13 protein-coding genes are annotated in these 17,803 nt (G+C 68.8%); 9 read left to right on the forward strand and 4 right to left on the reverse strand.

Annotated features, from left to right (window positions below; translation table 11 throughout):
- Nucleotides 1-12: 12 nt before the first annotated feature.
- Together ASC87_RS28470 and ASC87_RS33560 are read right to left on the reverse strand one after the other, a co-directional pair.
- Entirely contained in the window at nucleotides 13-8,745 is an 8,733-nt protein-coding gene (locus ASC87_RS28470; protein WP_056671218.1) for a GH36-type glycosyl hydrolase domain-containing protein, read from the reverse strand.
- An 82-nt stretch (nucleotides 8,746-8,827) separates the two neighbouring features.
- The gene (locus tag ASC87_RS33560) at nucleotides 8,828-8,950 is read right to left on the reverse strand and encodes a hypothetical protein (protein ID WP_255359260.1); all 123 of its coding nucleotides are present in this window, start codon (nucleotides 8,948-8,950) and stop codon (nucleotides 8,828-8,830) included.
- 372 nt (nucleotides 8,951-9,322) lie between these two features.
- Here ASC87_RS33560 and ASC87_RS28475 point away from each other — a divergent pair, with 372 nt between their 5' ends.
- A complete protein-coding gene (locus tag ASC87_RS28475) occupies nucleotides 9,323-9,724 on the forward strand; it encodes a response regulator transcription factor (RefSeq protein WP_056671221.1) in 402 nt (133 codons plus the stop codon).
- A 74-nt stretch (nucleotides 9,725-9,798) separates the two neighbouring features.
- Here the strand turns inward: ASC87_RS28475 and ASC87_RS28480 are convergent, their stop codons facing one another.
- Nucleotides 9,799-10,431: a response regulator transcription factor gene (locus tag ASC87_RS28480; RefSeq protein WP_056671562.1), complete on the reverse strand. Its 633-nt coding sequence runs from the start codon at nucleotides 10,429-10,431 to the stop codon at nucleotides 9,799-9,801.
- A 65-nt stretch (nucleotides 10,432-10,496) separates the two neighbouring features.
- On the opposite strand from ASC87_RS28480, the gene ASC87_RS28485 reads away from it, so the two are divergent.
- The 8 genes from ASC87_RS28485 (at nucleotide 10,497) to ASC87_RS28515 (ending at nucleotide 15,843) form a co-directional block, all read left to right on the forward strand.
- Nucleotides 10,497-11,879: a CHASE3 domain-containing protein gene (locus ASC87_RS28485; RefSeq protein ID WP_056671223.1), complete on the forward strand. Its 1,383-nt coding sequence runs from the start codon at nucleotides 10,497-10,499 to the stop codon at nucleotides 11,877-11,879.
- Nucleotides 11,880-12,013: 134 nt separating this feature from the next.
- Entirely contained in the window at nucleotides 12,014-12,178 is a 165-nt protein-coding gene (locus ASC87_RS31360; RefSeq protein ID WP_082569034.1) for a DUF1328 domain-containing protein, read from the forward strand.
- Between the two features lie 59 nt (nucleotides 12,179-12,237).
- Entirely contained in the window at nucleotides 12,238-12,642 is a 405-nt protein-coding gene (locus ASC87_RS28490; RefSeq protein ID WP_056671225.1) for a hypothetical protein, read from the forward strand.
- Between the two features lie 112 nt (nucleotides 12,643-12,754).
- Nucleotides 12,755-13,138: a hypothetical protein gene (locus ASC87_RS28495; protein ID WP_157604440.1), complete on the forward strand. Its 384-nt coding sequence runs from the start codon at nucleotides 12,755-12,757 to the stop codon at nucleotides 13,136-13,138.
- Nucleotides 13,135-13,746 carry a hypothetical protein gene (locus ASC87_RS32330; protein WP_056671229.1) on the forward strand — a complete coding sequence of 204 codons (612 nt, stop codon included), beginning with the start codon at nucleotides 13,135-13,137 and terminating at the stop codon, nucleotides 13,744-13,746. Before ASC87_RS28495 ends, ASC87_RS32330 begins: the two co-directional genes overlap by 4 nt.
- Before the next feature lie 139 nt (nucleotides 13,747-13,885).
- Complete coding sequence (locus ASC87_RS28505) at nucleotides 13,886-14,065, forward strand: DUF1328 family protein (RefSeq protein ID WP_056671230.1); 180 nt, start codon at nucleotides 13,886-13,888, stop codon at nucleotides 14,063-14,065.
- A gap of 115 nt (nucleotides 14,066-14,180) precedes the next feature.
- Nucleotides 14,181-14,495, forward strand: coding sequence for a BON domain-containing protein (locus ASC87_RS28510; protein ID WP_056671232.1), 315 nt, complete (start codon nucleotides 14,181-14,183; stop codon nucleotides 14,493-14,495).
- 100 nt (nucleotides 14,496-14,595) lie between these two features.
- Nucleotides 14,596-15,843, forward strand: a complete 1,248-nt coding sequence (locus tag ASC87_RS28515) for an AI-2E family transporter (RefSeq protein WP_056671234.1) — start codon at nucleotides 14,596-14,598, stop codon at nucleotides 15,841-15,843.
- A 51-nt stretch (nucleotides 15,844-15,894) separates the two neighbouring features.
- On the opposite strand, the gene ASC87_RS28520 is transcribed toward ASC87_RS28515, so the two are convergent.
- Nucleotides 15,895-17,505 (reverse strand): DEAD/DEAH box helicase, encoded by a 1,611-nt coding sequence (locus tag ASC87_RS28520; protein ID WP_082569037.1) that lies wholly within the window; start codon nucleotides 17,503-17,505, stop codon nucleotides 15,895-15,897.
- Between the last annotated feature and the right edge of the window lie 298 nt (nucleotides 17,506-17,803).

A 17,803-nucleotide genomic window follows, 5' to 3' on the forward strand; every position in this document is an offset into this window, starting at 1 on the left:
GCAAAGGGTGGATCAGGCGCCGGCCGCCGCCAGCGTGGCGACCAGGCGGTGGCGCGCGCCATCGTCCAACAGTGTGACACCTCCGGCGCCCGGAATCACCTCGCCATCGTGTTCGTAAGTCACCCGGCCGCCGGTGACACGGTGCGGGTTCAGTAACTCGATGTCGTACCACGACCCACCGACACGCAGCGTCACCTTGAACGACGGCCACGCCGCGGGGATGCACGGCGCCAGCACCAGCACACCGGCGTTCAGCTTCAACCCGAGGATCTCCTCCAGGCCCACGCGGTAGTACCAGCCGGCGGCGCCGGTGTACCAGGTCCAGCCGCCCTTGCCGGTGTGGGGGGCCTCGCCGTAGATGTCGGCCGCCATCACGTACGGTTCCACGCGGTAGCGTTGCACCGCGACGCGCGAGTCGCTCTTGCCCACCGGGTTCACCGTCTCGAACAGGGCGTTGGCACGTTCGGCATCACCCAGGCGCGCGAATGCCATCACCGTCCACACCGCCGCATGGGTGTACTGGCCACCGTTCTCCCGGATGCCCGGCACATATCCCTTGATGTACCCCGGATCGTGCACGGTCTTGTCGAAGCTCGGCGTGAACAGGCGCAGGATCCCCGCCTGCCGGTCCACGAGCATCGTGTCCACGTGTTCCATCGCCTGGCGCGCCCGCGCCGGGTCACCGCCACCGGCGATCACCGCCCAGCTCTGGGCCAGCGAATCGATGCGGCATTCGTCGTTCGACGCGGACCCGAGCGGCGCCCCGTCGTCGAAGTACGCACGGCGGTACCACTCGCCGTCCCAGGCCTGGCCGTCGATGGCGGCCAACAGGTCGGCCGAGAGCTGGCGCCACTCGGAGACGAGGTCGGCGCGGCCCCGCTGCTCGGCACACGGCATGAACGCGTCGAGCACGTGTTTCAGGAACCAGGCCATCCACACGCTTTCTCCTTCGCCCTTCCAGCCCACGCGGTTCATGCCGTCGTTCCAGTCGCCGCAGCCCATCAGCGGCAGGCCGTGGCGTCCCATCTTCCGGCTGACCTGGATGGTGCGCACGCAGTGCTCGAACAGCGTGGCGCTCTCCGGCGACACCGTGGGCTCGAAGTAGAGGCTCTCTTCGTGCGGCGGCAACGTCGGGCCTTCGAGGAACGGCACGGTGCGATCGAGCACGCGGTCGTCGCCCGTGACGGCCACGTAGTGGGCCACCGCAAGCGGCAGCCACAGCCGGTCGTCGGAAAACGTGGTGCGCACGCCCTTGCCACTGGGCGGGTGCCACCAGTGCTGCACGTCGCCTTCGACGAACTGCTGGGCGGCCGCACGCAGCAGGTGCTCGCGCACGTGGCCGGGCCACGCGTGAACGAGTGACATGGTGTCTTGCAGCTGGTCGCGAAAGCCGTAGGCCCCGCCCGCCTGGTAGAAGCCGCAACGGCCCAGCACGCGGCTGCTGAGGGTCTGGTACAGCAGCCAGCGGTTCAGGAGCAGGTCACGTGCGCGGTCGGGTGTTTCCACCTGCACGGCTCCGAGCAGGCCGTCCCATTGCGCCACCACGTGTGCGAGCTCGTCGCTGGCGCCGCGTGTGCACATGCGCGCCAGTTCGTCGGCCCCGGCGATGCTGGCGGCCTGCCCCATCGCGAACACCACGTCCACCGTCTCGCCGGGGCCGAGCTTCACGTCGACCTGCATCGCCCAGCACGGGTCCGGCCCCACGCCGGCGGCCTGCCGCAAGGCCTGCCCGCCCTCGATCGCCTGCGGGGCGGCCAGGCTTCCGCCGAAACCGAAGAATTCCGCGCGGTCGCACGTCCAGCCCGTGACCGGCTGCGAACAGCCCATCCACGCGATGTCGCGCCCGAAGTCGGCATTGGCAGGGTTGCGCGCATACAGCGTGACCGCATCCTCCGTGGAGCCGGCCCACGTGGACAGCAGGTCCACCCGGCCGCTGCGGCTGTCGCCCAGCACGAGGTTCACGAACCCGGTGACGGCGAGCGTGCGGCGCCGCCCGCTGTGGTTGGTCAGGCGCAGCCGCATGTACTTGGCCGGCTTGTCCCACGACACGAAGTGCATCAGCTCCGAGTCGATGCCATCCACCTGCGTGGTGAAGCGGCTGTAGCCGGCGCCGTGGGCGCATTCGTAGATGGCGTCCGGCACGCGCCGGGGTTGCGCGGTGGGGGTCCACCAGCCCCCCGACTGCCGGTCCTGGAGGTAGACGAGTTCGGACGACGGATCGCTCAGCGCATCGTTGGACCACGGCGACAGCTGGTTCTCACGGGCGTTCATGCGCCAGCTGAATGCGGCACCGCTCTCCGACACCAGCGTGCCCATCTGCGGGCTGGCGATCACGTTCACCCACGGCGCCGGCGTGGCGCGGCCGGGCGGCAGCACGACGCGGTACTCGCGGCCGTTGTCCGCAAAACCGCCGAGGCCGTTGAAGAATTCCAGTTCACCCTCGGCCGTGGCCTGCGTGTGGGCCGCCCCCGTGAGCGGCGCGGCCTGGCGGGCAGGCGGCATCGGTGGCCCGTGGGGATCGCGCGGGGCGCGGCGGCGCAGCTGGTCGGCCAGCAGCCCCTGGCCCCCGCGCATGAACACGCGGCACACGGTCATCAGCAGGCGGCGTTCGTCATCGGGCAGGCGGTCACCGCGCAACACGTACGCGGCTCCCTCCGAGCCGCCCCGGTCAGGCCCCGCGTCGGCGCGGCGGATCATGCCCTCGATCGCCTGCTGCATGTCGTCCGAGTACGAGGTGCCGCGGTCGTTGATGAGCACGACGTCGGCGGCAAACGAGCGGGCACGCCAGAACTGGTGGGCCAGCAGCACCTGCTGCACCAGCGGAAGGTCCTCGTTCGCGTCCAGGGCCACCAGCAGGATAGGCCGGTCGCCCGAAATGCCGTAGCGCCACAACGCCCGCTTCGACAGGTGGTTGCCGCGCATGAACTCCCGGCCGGGCCGGAACGCGGTGTCCGAGAACATCAGGTAGCCGCCCAGGGCCTGGAACGTGGCCGCCTCGTCGCTCGTGATGCCGAGCTGGTGCAGCTTGGCCTGGGCGTATACCCACGAGCGCGAGATCTCGCGCTGCAGCGCCGTGAAGCTGGCCAGGTGCTGGTACGTGCGCCACGCGGCGTCGCGGTCAGCGCCATACGCCATCACGAACGACAGGCGCACCGACGCGCCGGGCTCCAGCTCCACCGTGTGGCTCAGGCACAGCACCGGGTCGAGGACCGCCCCCACGGTGGAGGCGAGCGCGCCGTGCGGGGACAAGGCAAGCGGCTCGCGTTTCGTGCGCCCGCGGCCCACCACCACGCGCCGGTCGGTGTCGTACGCGGGCTCGCCGAACACGCCGCCTTCGAGCACGGACCCGAGCACCACCGTGGTGGCGGCCTCGTGGTCGGCGCGCGGGCGGCGCGTGGCGAGCAACGCGCCGCGGGTGGTGTCGTACTCGGTGGTGATGAACAGGTTCGAGAACGCCGGGTGGGCCAGGTCCGCATTGCGCTGGTTCAGCACCACCTCGGTCAGGGCACATACCTCGATGCGCCGCACCAGATGGCTTTCATTCGACAACTTGACGGTGCGGATCTCGGCATCTTCCTGCTGGGCCACCACCACTTCCAGGCTCGACCGGATGCCGTGCCGGCGCAGGTCGAACTGGGCACGCGCCTCGGCGAACTCGACCTCGTAGCTGTCGGGCGTGCCGAACGTGGGCGCCAGCGTGGTGGACCACATCGCCCGCGAATCGGCATCGCGCAGGTAGACGAACAGTCCGGATTCGTCGATCACGCGGTCCTCGCGCCAGCGCGTGATGTCGACGTCGTTGCATTCGCTGTACCCCGACCCGGTGACGGTCACCGCGGTGGCATAGCGCCGGTTCGACAGGAGGTGCACGGCGGGGCGCCGCAGGTCGGCGCCGCTGAAGCGCCGCACACGCTGCGCCGTGTGGCGCGCAGCCTTGTCGCTGCGGTCGGTGGCGGTCGTGGTGTCGCGGGCGATGATCACCGCCCCCGCCAGTTGCTCCTGCAGCAGCAGGTCGAACGCGTTGACCTCCGGCTCGGCGTGGAAGAGGTCGACGAGGCTGCGGCTGGACAGCAGGCTTGCCAGCGCCAGCAGCGCCATCGCCTGGTGGTGGGCCATGTGGCTGCGCACGACGGCGCTGGTCATGCCCTCGCCGAGCCGCTCGGCCGTGAAGTCGATGGCCTCGAAGAAACCGTGCGGGCCCAGCGCCCCGATGGCCGACAACGCGTCGAAATTGCGCCGCACCTCGGCCGGGGCAAACGCTGCTGCCATCGCGCTCGCATAGGGGGCCACCACCAGCTGCCGGTCCATGCCGCGCTTCAAGCTCAGCGATGGCACACCCGACGGCCCGTACTGGTAGGTCAGCTCCACGTCGCGCACGTTCACGCCCGACTCGGAGATGCCCCATGGCACGTGGTGGGCCCGGCCGTAGCGGATCTGCTCCTGGATGGCATGCAGGCAGGTCTGGTCGAGCAGGCTGCCGGCCGGGGTTTTCATCACCAGCGCCGGCATCAGGTACTCGAACATCGAGCCCGACCAGGAGATCAGCACCGGCCCGGCCTCCACGAGCCCCATGTGCCGCCCGAGCCGGAACCAGTGATCCACCGGCACGTCGCCCTTGGCTGCGGCCAGGTAACTGCCGAGCCGCGATTCGGACGCGAGCAGGTCATACCGCCCTTCGTCGAGCTGGTGTTCGTTGACCCGGTAGCCGATCGAGAACAGCTTGCGCTTCGGGTCGAACATGAACTTGAAGTTCATCGCACGCCACGCGGCCTCGGCCCGCACCGCGCAGTCGGCCAGCCGGGCCAGCCAGGCCTCGCTCGCCGCCGTGGCTTCGCTGCACGCCTCCACGGCGGCCGCGAGCGCCGGGCCGAACGCCGGGGCGGGGCCGTGGCGGGCAGCCGCCTCGTTCAACCGGCGGACCAGTTCGCGCTGGCGCTGCGGCGCACCGCCCCGGGTAGGCACGTCGTCGAGGAACGCGTCGAGCGCCGGTTCGAACAGGGCCGGCGCCTCGCGTCGAAGCGTGTCGAACGCCGGGTCCACGGCCCACGGGCAGTTGCGCTGCAGGTCGTCCACGTGGTCGGCCAGCATGGCACACAGGCGTTCGCTGTCCTCCACGAGGCTGCCGATGCGGCCGCTTTCCTCGAAGGCATAGGCATCGAGCAGTTCCTTCAGGTGCAGCGCATGCCCGAGCGCCTGCTTCAGGCACGACGCGTACTGGGCAGGCGTGGACGGGGTGTCGCCAAGCACCGTCCCGATGCCGGTCAGCGCGCGGTCGATCTCCACCGGGGTCACGTTGCCGCGCGCGGCTGGCCCGCGGGCGGTGCGCCACAGGTACTCGATCTCCAGCCAGGTGTCGTGCGGGCCTCGCAGCACTTCCGGGCCCACGGCCAGTTGCTGCCGCAAGTCGGTGCAGGCGCGCGACAGCACCACCAGGTGCGCGGCGAGGTTGCCGCTGTCGACGGACGACACGTAACGCGGTTCGAGCGCCTGCAGCGTGCGCGTCTCGTACCAGTTCAGCAAATGCCCTTCGTGGGTCTCGAGGCGCGCCATGCTGTCGAGCGTGGCGGTCAGGCGGTCGACGTACGCCGATGCGCCGACCCATCCCAGGTCGTGGGCGCGGGTGACGGCCAGCAGGTAGAGCCCGATGTTCGTGGGCGAGGTGCGGTGTGCCACCACCTCCTCGGGATCGAACTGCACGTTGTCCGGGGGCAGGTGCTGGTCCACGGCCGTGACGTAGCGCTCGAAGAACCGCCACGTGCGGTGGGCAATGCGGCGGAACGCCTGCAGGTCGGCGTCGGTGGCCACGGCCCGCTCGAAGAGCCCGGGGGCGCTCAGGCCTACCGCGATCAGCGGCGACAGCCACCAGGCGAGCAGCAGCGGCCCGGCGGGCAGCAGGGACTCCCGGTGGAACAACAAGATCAGCGCGGTGGCGCCGATGACCGGTAGCGTGGCGCTGTGCAGTGCCCAGGAGAACTGGCGGATCTGGCCGCCCGCGGCGGCCTTCGCCTGCGCGGCCGTGCGCCATTCGAGCATCTTGCGGTGCGAACCGAAGGTGCGCCACACCGCGCGCCCGATCGCATCGGCCGTCACGCAGGCGTTCTGGGCCAGCAGCACCAGCTCGACAAACGCCAGGCCCACGAGGTGGCCCAGTTCGCGGGTGAGTGCGATGGGCCGGTTCGTGCGGCCCCCCTTCGGCACCGGCTTGGTCAACACGGCCAGCCATGCCATGAACCCCGGCAGCACCAGCGACGCCACCACCAGCGCGAGCCACGCCGCGGGGTTTGCGCGCGGGTCGCACCAGGCCCAGACGATCAGCAGCATCGACGCCACCGGCAGCGTGGACCGCCGGAGGTTGTCGAGCATCTTCCAGCGGTTCAGCGCCGACAGCGGCTCGGGCCGCAGCGACAGGAGCCACGGCAGCAGCTGCCAGTCGCCACGGATCCACCGGTGGGAGCGGGCGGCCGCCACCTCGGAGTGCGACGGCGAGTCCTCGAAGAACGCGACATCGCTGACCAGCGCACAACGGGCGAACGCACTCTCGAAGAGATCGTGGCTCAGCAGCGCGTTGTCGGGCACACGGCCGTTGAGTGACGACTGGAACGCCCGCAGGTCGTACAGGCCCTTGCCGGTGTACGAGCCTTCGTCGAACACGTCCTGGTAGGTGTCGGACACGGCCCCGGCATACGGGTCGACCCCTTCGCCCGTGGTGAAGAACCAGCGGAACAGCGACCGCTCCTCCGCCTGTGGCAGCAGGAACGACACCCGCGGCTGGAACAGGGCATAGCCCTGCTTGACCCGGCCGGACCGCGGGTCGATGGTGGGCCGGTTCATCGGGTGGGCCGCGGTGCCCACGAGACGGGACACGGCGCCCACCGGCATGCGCGTGTCGGCGTCGAGCGTGATGACGTAACGCACCCCTTGCGGCAACGCCTCGTCTTCCCCCGGTGCAAACACGTGCGACGTGGCCCGCTCGCCCAGCAGCAGGCGGTTGAACTCGTCGAGCTTGCCGCGCTTGCGCTCCCAGCCCATCCAGGCGCCCTCGCCCTCGTTCCACAGGCGCCGGCGGTGCACCACGTGGAAACGGCGCTCGGGGCCGTCACCCGCCAGCGGGTAGCGGTCGTTCAGCCGTGCGACGGCCTCGCGGGCCCGCAGGAGGAGCACATCGTCGCCAGGCTGGACCTCGGTGGCCGCATCCACCCAGTCGGTGAGCAATGCAAAGCGCAGGTGGTCGTCGCGGTTGGACAGGTAGTGCCGTTCGAGTTCGCCCACCTGGCGCTCCACCTGCGCGGGCTCGGTCAGGAGCGTGGGCACGACCACGACCGTCTTGCATTCGGGCGGCAGGCCTTCGAGGAAGTTCAGGCGCGGCAGCTGCGTGGGCGGGTACAGCTGCGAGGCCAGGCGGTTGACCAGGTGCATGGCCAGTTCGGAGGCGGGCCACAGCGCCAGCAGCGCCAGGCACGCGCCCGAGACGGTGAGCGCCTCTGCCCGGTACCCCGCGCCGTAGGCGACGGACGCGATGGCGATGGTCAGCAGGCTGGCAAGCAGCCCGTACACCGCAAGCTTGGCCTGCGGCACCGCGGCCGTGAGCCGGCGCCACGGGTTGCGGCCCACCCCGAGCGAGCGCTCCAGCTCGGCCCGTTCGCCGCCCAGCAACGCGGCGCCGATGTCGGCGTCTTCCTCGGCCGCGCCCTCGCCCCGCTGTCGCTTGCCGAAGCGCTCCACAGCAAGTTCGGCCAGGTAAGGCTCGGGCAGACCCGCGGAGCGGCTCAACCGCTCGATCTGGAGCCGGTAGAGCGCCCGCGACGGCGGGTCCATCCGGGCGTACACCCCGTTGCGCATCAACGCGCGGTCGACGAGCGACGTCTTCGAGAACAGATCGACCCAGTCGCTCAGCTCGATGGCCTTGATGCTGCGGAAGATGTTGCGCACGCGCACGTCGAGCAGCGTGCGGGCCAGCAGGTCCTGTTCGATCGCGGCAGCGTTCTGGACCGGCGTCTGGCCTGCCGGTTGCGGCACACGAGGGGCGATGCCGTCTGGGTCGTCGTACCGGTGGCGCTGGGCAATCTGCCCCAGGTACGCCTGGCGGAAAGACGGCGACTCGGCGGCGAGGTCGGGTTCCTCGCGCCGCCCCGCGCCGGCGGAGTCGCTCCGCTTGAGCAGCGTGTCGGCCACCTGGTCGGCCCAGTGGCCGGCACGGTGCACCTCGATGATCTGCGCGGCCGACACCCGCAGCTGGCGGATCAGCAGGAAATTGAGCACCGGCGCCAGCAGCGCGAGCTCCTGCAAGGTCAACGGGTGGGTGCGCTGGTAGTCCACCAGCACCTGCACGAGTTCGTCGGCCTCGAAGTCGAAATCGCACGCCTGCAGGTAGAACTGGGCCAGCAGTTCGATGCGCGCACGCCGCTTCCCGCGCATGCCGTTCTGGTACGCCGGCAGCCCGCGCAACTCGGGCTCGGCGAGTTGCAGCGAAAGCTGCGTGCGCGTGCGTTCGATGAGGTAGAAGTTGTCGACAAGCCACTGCGCGGCTTCCGACAGCGAACGCTGCTCGTCGGTGAACCCTTCGATCAAGCGAACACATTCGCGCAGGCTGTCGATGGCCTGGTTGAGTTCTCGCCGGAGCCCGGCCCGGCCGAGCCGCTTGTTGGGTGCAGGCCATTGCGCCGAGGCGCTGGAGAATTCCTCCAGCGTGGCGGACGGCGCAAAGCCGAAGCCTTCGCCGGCGTTCAACGGAGTGCTTGCGTGCATGCGGTGCGGCTCTTGTCGGTACGGCAATCCTCTCGCGCAGCGGAGGGTCCGCGCGCAGCGTGCGCCGGAAGCGGGTCCGGCATCAGCTGGTTCGGCTCGAAGGCTGGTGGGCCACGGCCACACCACCATCCTGGCTCAACGTCACCAGCACCATGCCCACGACAAGAAAGGGCACCCCCACTGCCCACATCAACAGCTTCGTCATGGCACCCCCTTTGGAAACAACAGCTCTTTGCGACCTGCAAGAGGCGAGTCTAAAGTTGCGCCCGAGGAGGCACAACCGGACGGAACAGCGCCCCGGTGTGGGCCCCGTCCTACGCCGACGACACCTTCGCCCCAAGCTCACAGCGGCGCAAACGACAGTAGGCATCGTCCTACAATCGTTACGGGACTCCCCCGACGTTTCGGCAAGTAACCGGTCAGTAGAATTCCTGCAATGAGTGGAGCAGTACCCGCGGCGACCCACCGCAACCGTCCGGCTACGGCGGGCCGCCAGAGAATGTGACGCAGCGAGCCCGGGTATGCCGTTTCGAACACGACCACAAGAGTGCGCAGGCACGATGCAAAGCTCGCTGCCATGTTGAAAACCTACATCGTCGAAGACAGCCCGGTGATCCGCGAAAACCTCATCGCGACACTCGAGGAACTGGTTGCGGTGGAGGTGGTGGGAACGGCGGACAACGAGTCCGCAGCAGTCTATTGGCTCACGCAAACGCGCAATGCGTGCGACCTGGTCATCATCGACATCTTCCTGAAGAGCGGCTCCGGCCTCGGTGTGCTGTCCGCCAGCGCCCGCGCGGCCGACCACGCCAAGCTGGTGGTGCTGAGCAACTACGCCACGCCCGACATGCGGCGCAAGTGCCTCGAACTCGGCGCACACAAGGTGTTCGACAAATCAAACGAGATCGACGCGTTGATCTCGTATTGCCAGAAGCTCGCGGCCGGGGACACCTCGTCGTCGGTGATGGGCGCCCTTTGACGGGATGCACATCGGGCGTCCTCGGGTTCAACCCACCGTCGCCAACCGCGCCATCACGGCGCGGGCCACCCGCTTCACTGGATGAGGCCGTTCTTGAGGGCGTAGTACGTGAGGTCGCTGTTGGATTCGAGCTTCATCTTTTCCATCACGCGCGTGCGGTACGTGCTGACGGTCTTGACGCTCAACGACAGGCTGTCGGCCATGTGGCCGATGGTTTCGCCCTTGGCCAGCCGCAGGAACACCTGGAACTCGCGCTCGGACAGTTGCTCGTGAAGCGGCTTGTCGGCGTTGCCACCGAGGTTGTCGGCCAGCAGTTCGGCCACCGCCGGGGTGATGTACTTGCGGCCACGCGCCACGGTGCGGATGGCCGTGACGATCTCCTCGGGTTCGCATTCCTTGTTGAGGTAACCGCTTGCTCCCTGCCGGAGCAGCGTGGTGGCGTAGTGCGCCTCGGGGAAGCCGCTCAGGATGAGCACGGGCAACTCCGGCGCGCGCGCGCGAATGGCCGCCAGCGCGTCCACGCCGCTCTGCTCGGGCATGGAGAGGTCCATCACGAGCACGTCGACGAGGCCCTTGCGCACGATGTCGAGCGCCTCGCGGCCGTTGGTGGCTTCGGCCACGACCTGCAGGTCGACCTGCTCGGAGAGGTACTGACGCAAGCCTGCACGAACCAGGGCGTGATCGTCGACGATGGCAACTTTGATCATGTCGGAATCGGGCGGTTTGAGGAATTCTGCACGAATCATTCTAGATGCATGGAACGGAACAGCGCATGAAGAACTTCTTTGTCCGATTCAAACGGAGTGCGGTAACGTTCCCGCTGGCCGTGATCACCGCGCTCAGCCTGATGGCGATCAGCGAGTCGTCGTACCGCTCCTCCGTCGACTCGCTCGACCGGCTGGGCCAGCTGGGGGTGGCGCGCATCAACAACCTCGTGCTGCTGCGCCAGGTGCTCGACGCCGAGAACGGCCAGCGGGGTTACCTGATCACCGGCCGTGCCGAGTACCTGGCGCCCTACCGCGCAACCATGAGCAGCATCGGCCAGACGATGAAGATCCTCCAGGATTTCTATTCGAAGGAACCCCAGCAGGTGGCCGACTTCATGCTGCTCGAGTCGCTCGTCAACAAGAAGCTCTCCGAGATGGACACCACCATCCAGCTTCGCACCGAAGGGCGCGACGAGGCCTGGCGCGCGGTCATCGAGACCGACATCGGCCGCGAACAGATGGAGGCCATCCGTGTCGCTTCTGAAAACCTGTTCAAGCGGGAGTCGGCGCAGATCACCACCGGCCGGGCATCCGTCTACCAGACGCTGCAGCTGAGCCGGTTCGGGGTGGCCGCGATGACGGCGCTGAGCGTGCTCGCGTTTTTCATGTACCTGCGCCAGTCTGCCATGCTCGACCAGGAGCGCCGCCGCCAGCAGCTTGCGCTGCAGCTCGAGCGCGACCTGCTCGAGCACCAGGTCAAGGGCCGCACCGCGCAGCTGACCGAACTGGCCCACCACCTGCAGACCGCCCGCGAGGACGAACGCAGCCGGCTCGCCCGCGACCTGCACGACGAACTGGGCGCCTTGCTCACCGCGGCCAAGCTCGACGTGGCGCGGCTCAAGTCCCGCATCGGCACCGTGACACCCGAGGCCCAGGAGCGCATCACCCACCTGAACGACACCCTCAACGACGGCATCGCGCTGAAGCGCCGCATCATCGAGGACCTGCGCCCCTCGTCGCTCAACAACCTGGGCCTCGTGGCCGCGCTGGAGATCCTGGCCCGCGAGTTCGCCGAACGCTCGGGCTTGAAGGTGAACTGTGACCTGCACGCGGTGAAGCTCAAGCCGTCGAGCGAACTGACCGTGTACCGTCTGGTGCAGGAAGCGCTGACCAACATCGCCAAGTACGCCAAGGCCACGCACGTGGACATCCACCTGCACGAGGTGCGGTCGCAGGTCGAGGTGGCGGTGCGCGACGACGGCATCGGGTTCGACACCAGCGTGAAACGCCCGTCCAGCCACGGGCTGGTGGGCATGCGCTACCGGGTCGAGGCCGAAGGCGGCAGCATGCAGTTGCAGGCCGCATCGGGCACCGGCACGGCGATCATCGCGCACCTCCCCGTCTCGGCGGATGCCCCGGCCCCGCCCGCGATGGACACACCCGCGTAGGCCATTTCCTACAGGCTTGCCGAGGGGCCGCCGACAGCCCGTCGCGTCCGTGTCTCATGGGCCGCGCCGGGTGGGCAGCCGTAAGCTCGTCTCACTGCTTGAACGTCTCAAACAGATCTCACAAGGAGCCCAACATGCTGCACTACGCCGTAGTCTTTTTTGTCATTGCGCTGATCGCAGCGCTGTTCGGTTTCGGTGGCATTGCTGCCAGCGCTGCCGGCATTGCCAAGATTCTCTTTATCATCTTTGCTGTCCTGGCTGTGGCGAGTTTCCTGTTCAGCCTGATCAAGAAAGGCTAGTGGCACCCGCCTGAACTCCGGCCGCGACACTCCGCCAACTTCACAACAGGAACTCCATCATGAGCGTCAACAAGCCACAAAGCGCCCCCTCTGCGGAAGACCAGACCAACGCTGCCGCGGACCGTGCCGCAGAAGCCGCGGACCACATGGTCAGCACCACCCGCCGGGTCGCCAACGATGCGCTGGATCACGTCGAATCGGCGATCCACTCCGCCCGAGCCAACGTGCAACCCGCAATCTCCCGCATCGCCACCCAGGCCGAGACGCTGGCCCGAAAAGGCCTCGACGCGGTCAAGGACGGGGCCTACCAGGTGCGCGATCGCGCGCAGACCCTGGGCGACGTGACCGTGCGGTATGTCAAGGACGAGCCGGTCAAGGCCGTGCTGATCGCCGCGGCCACCGGTGCCGCGCTGATGGCGCTGCTCAGCCTGGTGCAGAGCGCCCGGCGCAACAGCGACCGCTGATCGCGGACCCGGGGGCCCGGCACCGCGCGTCTTGCGCGGCGCCGGGCCCTTGGTGCTTGGCGGCCGCCCGGCCGCCAAGCACCGCTTGTCTCCTTTCACTTTCGGCCGCGCCATGATCCACCCCCTCGTTCGACTGCTCGCCACCGAACCGCACCTCGCCGCCGAACACGTCGGCGCCTACGCGGCCCTCATCGAAGTCGAAGCCGGTCTGGTGAGGCGACGATGGCTGCTCCGGGTGGCGCTGAGCCTGCTCGCCCTCTGCTGCCTCGGCGTGGCGGTGGTGCTCGCTGGCGTCGCCCTGATGCTGTGGGCCATCACACCCGGGCTGTCGGAGCAGGCGCAGTGGGCGCTTTTTGCGGCGCCGGCCGTGCCCGCGGTCGCGGCCATCGTGGCGGGCCTCGTGGCGCGGCGGCCGTCGGCCGAACGCGCCTTCGCGTCGATCCAGGCGCAGATCCGCGCCGACCTGGACATGTTCCGCGACGCGAGGTCCGCATGACCCACGTCGAATCGACCGACCTCGACCCGTTGATGCAAGGCGAGCCGCCCGAGGCAGAAGCGCTCCTGTCCCCGCAGGCCCGGCTCGATGCGTCCCGTGCGGCGCTGCAGCAATGGATGATCCGCACGTACCATCCCGAGCGCCTCGCACCGAACCCGGACACCGCCGCGCACGGCCCCGTGCGCCCGGACGCCACAACCACAGACGACCCGCCGTGGCTCAGCGCGCTCGTGGAGTCGCTGAGCGACGTGCCCATCGGCGCCGTGGCTGCACGCTACCTGCGGCGCTGGTGGCGGCGCCACCCCTTGCGCGCCACGGCGGAACTGGGCGATGAACTGGGCCGGGAACTGCTCGGCCCAGCGGTCGAGAAGCACCCCTGGCTGGTGCTCGGCGGCGCCGTCGTGGCAGGGGCGCTGCTCAGCCGGCTGAAGCCCTGGCGATGGTTGTCGGGCACCGCCATCCTGTCGAGCATCCTGCCCCCCATCAGCCTCGCGTCGCTTTTGGCCTCGGTCACGGCCATGTTCCAGTCAGCGCCTGCCGAACCCGCATCCGCCCCGTCGGATGAGACCGAAGCCGAGGTGGCCGAGCAGGTGTCGGAACCCGCCTGAATCCCCGCCGGGCGTCAAGCGCGGCGTCCTACAGCGCGTCCCGCCCGCGTCCGATGGTTCACCCGAACGGTCACTTTTACAGTCGCTCCATCGATTGAACCGCGCCCACCAGGGCGCCTTCACCAAAGGAGAGAGCGTCATGTTGAAGTGGGCCCTGATCTTTGCGGTGATCTCGCTGATCGCCGGCGTACTCGGATTCACGGGCGTCGCCGCCGGCGCCGCCGGCATCGCGAAGTTCCTCTTTGTCGTGTTCCTCGTGCTGTTCGTCGCGGTGCTGCTGATCGGGCTGATGGGTGCCCGGGCCGTCACGCGCAAATAGCCGCAGTACCCCTCTTTCGGCCTCTGGGGTGGGGGCCGGGTTTCTCTGAACAACAACCACCCGTTCCATGGCCTTCGCCCCTGGAGGCCTTCAGCAAAGCAGAAGGAGATTCACCATGTTTGTCCGCAACACCCTCGCCGCCGCCATCACCGCCGTGGCCCTGCTCGCCACCACCGGCTGCGCCGTCACCCGCGATCAATCCACCGTGGGCGAGTACGTCGACGACGCGACCATCTCGACCAAGGTCAAGGCCAAGTTCATCGAGGACAAGGCCGTGGCCGCCAACGCCATCAAGGTCGAGACGCTGAACGGCACCGTGCAGCTGTCAGGCTTCGCGAAGAGCGAAAGCGAACGCGATCAGGCCGTGATGCTGGCCCGCGAGGTCAAGGGGGTCAAGAGCGTGAAGAACGACATCCTGGTCCGTCCTTGATCCCTGCAGGTTCGTCCGGGCTGAACGGCCCGGGCGGCTGATCCGCCAAAGGCACGTCGCGCTCACCGGGACGTGCCTTTTTCGCATCGGGGAACCCGCCATGCCCCTTGACCCTCCGGTCGTCGACCTCCACCCGCCGGACGCCACGCCCGCGCAGGGTGGCGCGCAGGTCGTCACCGCGCTCCGTGCGCGCCCGGCCAACGCCGCCCCGTCGGCCACCGCACCGCTCGGCCCGGCGCCGCGTTCACCTGTGTCCACCACCGTGCTGGCCACACTCGCCGTCGTGGTGGCCCTGTGGTGGGGGCAACGCTTCCTCGTGCCGGTGGCCGCCGGCCTCATGCTCGCGATGCTCGTGGCCCCCATGGTCATCGTGTTCGAACGCCTGGTGCGCAGCCGGACCGCCGCCACGCTGCTGTCGCTCAGCGTGTTCATCGCCTTCTCCGGTGCGGCCTCATGGGCCTTCGGTGGGCAGATCATGCGCATGGCCGACCGCATGCCGCAGATGATCCAGCTGCTGGCGGACAACCTCGCGAAGAACCGCCCCGATGCCGACTCGGTGCTCAAGCGGGCCCGCGATGCGCTGATCCAGCTGGAGCGCGCGGCGCAGAGCGTGGCCACCGGCACGTCGCCGCGCACCCAGCGCACCTTGCGCAACCCGCCGGCCGGCGCCTCCACGCCCAGCATCAGCGAAGGGGCCACGGTGCTGGTGCGCGACACGGCCGTCAGCGGTTCCACCGTGCTGATGAAGTTCGCGACCGACCTGAGCGTGATCGTTTTCATCGCTTTTTTCGTGCTGTCCGGTGGCGAGCGCCTGACCGCCCGTTTCGTCAACCTGTGGGGGCGCAGTCCGCGCGGGCGCGCCAGGGCGGAGCGTGCGTTGCGCGAGACCGCTCGGCAGATCCGCCTCTACGCAGGCACCCTGCTCGTCACGAATGCCGTCATCGGGGCGGGCGTCTGGCTCGCCTTCTGGGCGGCCGGCCTGCCCGACGCCGGCACGTGGGGCGTGACGGCGGCCCTGCTGCACGTGGTGCCCTACCTCGGCATGGCCGTGCTGGTGGTATTGGGCGCTGCCGAGACCTTCCTGGCCCACGGCACGTTCACCGCGGCGCTGGGCATGGCGGCCTACCTGGTGATGCTGTCCACGCTGATCGGCACCGTCATGACCGCGTGGCTGCAAGGACGCAACGCGAAGATGAACCCGGCGGCCGTGTTCATCGGCCTCGTGTTCTGGGGTGCCGTGTGGGGCGTGTGGGGCTTGTTCCTCGGCCCGGCACTGATCGTCATGATCAAGGTGATCGCGCAGAACTCCCGCACTGCGCACCGGGCGGCGCGGTTGATGCAGGGCTGAAGAAGTGAAAAAAGGCACCCGAGGGTGCCTTTTGTTCAGGAGCGCAAACGCTCAGCGGCCGAAACCACCGGTGCGCGGGCGCTGCGGCTTGCCGCCGAAGCTGGGCTTCGAACCACCAGGGCCCGACTTGCGCGGTGCGAAGCCACCGGCGTTGCGGTCGGCCGGTGCGCGGTCGAATGCATTGCCACGGGGCTGGAAGCCGCCACCATCGCGGCGGTCGTCGCCACCTTGGCGCTCGAACGGGGCACGGTCACGCGGGGCGAAGTCGCCGCGCGGTGCGAAGCCTTCGTTGCGCGGCGCGAAGTCACCACGCGGGGCAAAACCTTCGTTGCGGGGGGCAAAGCCCTCGCGCGGACCGGCGTCGCGGTTGAACGGACGCGGGCCACCGAACGACGGCTTGCCACCGAAGGGCTTGCCACCCGGACGGCCGTGGCCGAACGGCTTGCCGCCGCCGAACTTGCCTTCCGGACGGGCACCGCCGAACAGGCGCGGCTCGGGGTTCTTGGGCTCGAGGCCTTCGATCATGGCCACGGGGATGTTCTGCGTGGTGAACTGCTGGATGCGGCGGATCATGCTGCTGTCCATGCGTTCGGCCAGCGTGACGGCCAGGCCGTTGCGACCGGCACGACCCGTGCGGCCGATGCGGTGCACGTAGTCCTCGGCCTTCATCGGCAGGCCGTAGTTGATCACGTGGCTGATGGTGGGCACGTCGATGCCGCGGGCGGCCACGTCGGTGGCGACCAGCACGCGCAACTGCTTGTTGCGCAGGCCTTGCAGCACGCGGGTGCGGCGGCCTTGCGGCATGCCACCATGCAGCGACGCCACGGCATGACCCATGTCGGCCAGGCGGTCGGCGAGCCAGTCGGCATCGCGCTGGGTGCTGGTGAACACCACGGCCTGTTCCATCTCCTTGGTGGTCAGGATGTGGTCGAGCATCGCATCCTTGTGCATCTTGTTGTCAGCCCAGTGCAGGCGCTGCTCGATGTTCTCGTGGGTGTCGGTGTGCGACGCCACGTCGATGCGCTGCGGGTCGCGCAGGAGGTCTTGCGCCAGGCGGCCCACGTGGCCGGCGAAGGTGGCGCTGAACATCACGGTCTGGCGGTCGGCCGGCAGCTTCTCGGCGATGTGGGTGATGTCGTCGATGAAGCCCATGTCGAGCATGCGGTCGGCTTCGTCGAGCACCAGCATTTCGACGTTGTCGAGCACGGCCTTGCCGGTCTGGAGGTGGTCGATCAGGCGGCCCGGGGTGGCGATCAGGATGTCGAGCGGGCTGCGCAGCGCCTTCAGCTGGGCCGGGTACGGCACGCCGCCGACGACGGTGGTGACCTTCAGGCCTTGCACGTGGCGGCCGTAGACGGTGGCGGCCTTGTCGACCTGCATTGCCAGTTCACGGGTGGGGGCCAGCACGAGGATGCGCGGGCCGTAGACCACGCCCTTTTCGCGGCGCTTGGTGTTGTCGCCGCGGGCGGCGAGGATACGCTGCAGCGCAGGCAGCACGAACGACGCGGTCTTGCCGCTGCCGGTGCTGGACGACACCATCATGTCCTTGCCTTCGAGGGCCATCGGGATGGCCTTGGCCTGCACTTCGGTGGGCGTGGTGTAGCCCGAGTCAGTGATGGCTTGCAGCAGGGCTTGTTGGAGGCCCAGGGTTTCGAACGTCATGTCAATCTTTCAAACACGGCGCTGCACACGCAAAGGCGTGTCAGTCAGCACCTGCAGGCTGCACGAGGGTGCATGGCCTGCCAATCAGTCGCTGGGGAGAAGGTCCGAACCCTCACCGGTGGTTGCCACCGGAGGCGGGGTTGATATGGAACAGTCAAAGCGACGGCATCGCCGCCAACCATTCCCGTATCGGGGTTCGAACAGGCCGCACGGTGAGAACCACCGCGGGAAGACTCGACAAGGTCAGAGGGGATGAACGAAACGCTGCCGAGTCAGAAGACCGTTTGGCAGCGCAGCC

The organism is Rhizobacter sp. Root1221 (genome assembly GCF_001425785.1).
In the GTDB taxonomy this organism is placed as follows: Bacteria; Pseudomonadota; Gammaproteobacteria; order Burkholderiales; family Burkholderiaceae_C; genus Rhizobacter.

Bases quoted from the DNA above. Each gene is read 5' to 3' on its own strand.
- ASC87_RS28470 (WP_056671218.1), bottom strand. From the start codon at position 8,745: ATGCACGCAAGCACTCCGTTGAACGCCGGCGAAGGCTTCGGCTTTGCG.
- ASC87_RS33560 (WP_255359260.1), bottom strand. From the start codon at position 8,950: ATGACGAAGCTGTTGATGTGGGCAGTGGGGGTGCCCTTTCTTGTCGTG.
- ASC87_RS28475 (WP_056671221.1), top strand. From the start codon at position 9,323: ATGTTGAAAACCTACATCGTCGAAGACAGCCCGGTGATCCGCGAAAAC.
- ASC87_RS28480 (WP_056671562.1), bottom strand. From the start codon at position 10,431: ATGATCAAAGTTGCCATCGTCGACGATCACGCCCTGGTTCGTGCAGGC.
- ASC87_RS28485 (WP_056671223.1), top strand. From the start codon at position 10,497: ATGAAGAACTTCTTTGTCCGATTCAAACGGAGTGCGGTAACGTTCCCG.
- ASC87_RS31360 (WP_082569034.1), top strand. From the start codon at position 12,014: ATGCTGCACTACGCCGTAGTCTTTTTTGTCATTGCGCTGATCGCAGCG.
- ASC87_RS28490 (WP_056671225.1), top strand. From the start codon at position 12,238: ATGAGCGTCAACAAGCCACAAAGCGCCCCCTCTGCGGAAGACCAGACC.
- ASC87_RS28495 (WP_157604440.1), top strand. From the start codon at position 12,755: ATGATCCACCCCCTCGTTCGACTGCTCGCCACCGAACCGCACCTCGCC.
- ASC87_RS32330 (WP_056671229.1), top strand. From the start codon at position 13,135: ATGACCCACGTCGAATCGACCGACCTCGACCCGTTGATGCAAGGCGAG.
- ASC87_RS28505 (WP_056671230.1), top strand. From the start codon at position 13,886: ATGTTGAAGTGGGCCCTGATCTTTGCGGTGATCTCGCTGATCGCCGGC.
- ASC87_RS28510 (WP_056671232.1), top strand. From the start codon at position 14,181: ATGTTTGTCCGCAACACCCTCGCCGCCGCCATCACCGCCGTGGCCCTG.
- ASC87_RS28515 (WP_056671234.1), top strand. From the start codon at position 14,596: ATGCCCCTTGACCCTCCGGTCGTCGACCTCCACCCGCCGGACGCCACG.
- ASC87_RS28520 (WP_082569037.1), bottom strand. From the start codon at position 17,505: ATGACGTTCGAAACCCTGGGCCTCCAACAAGCCCTGCTGCAAGCCATC.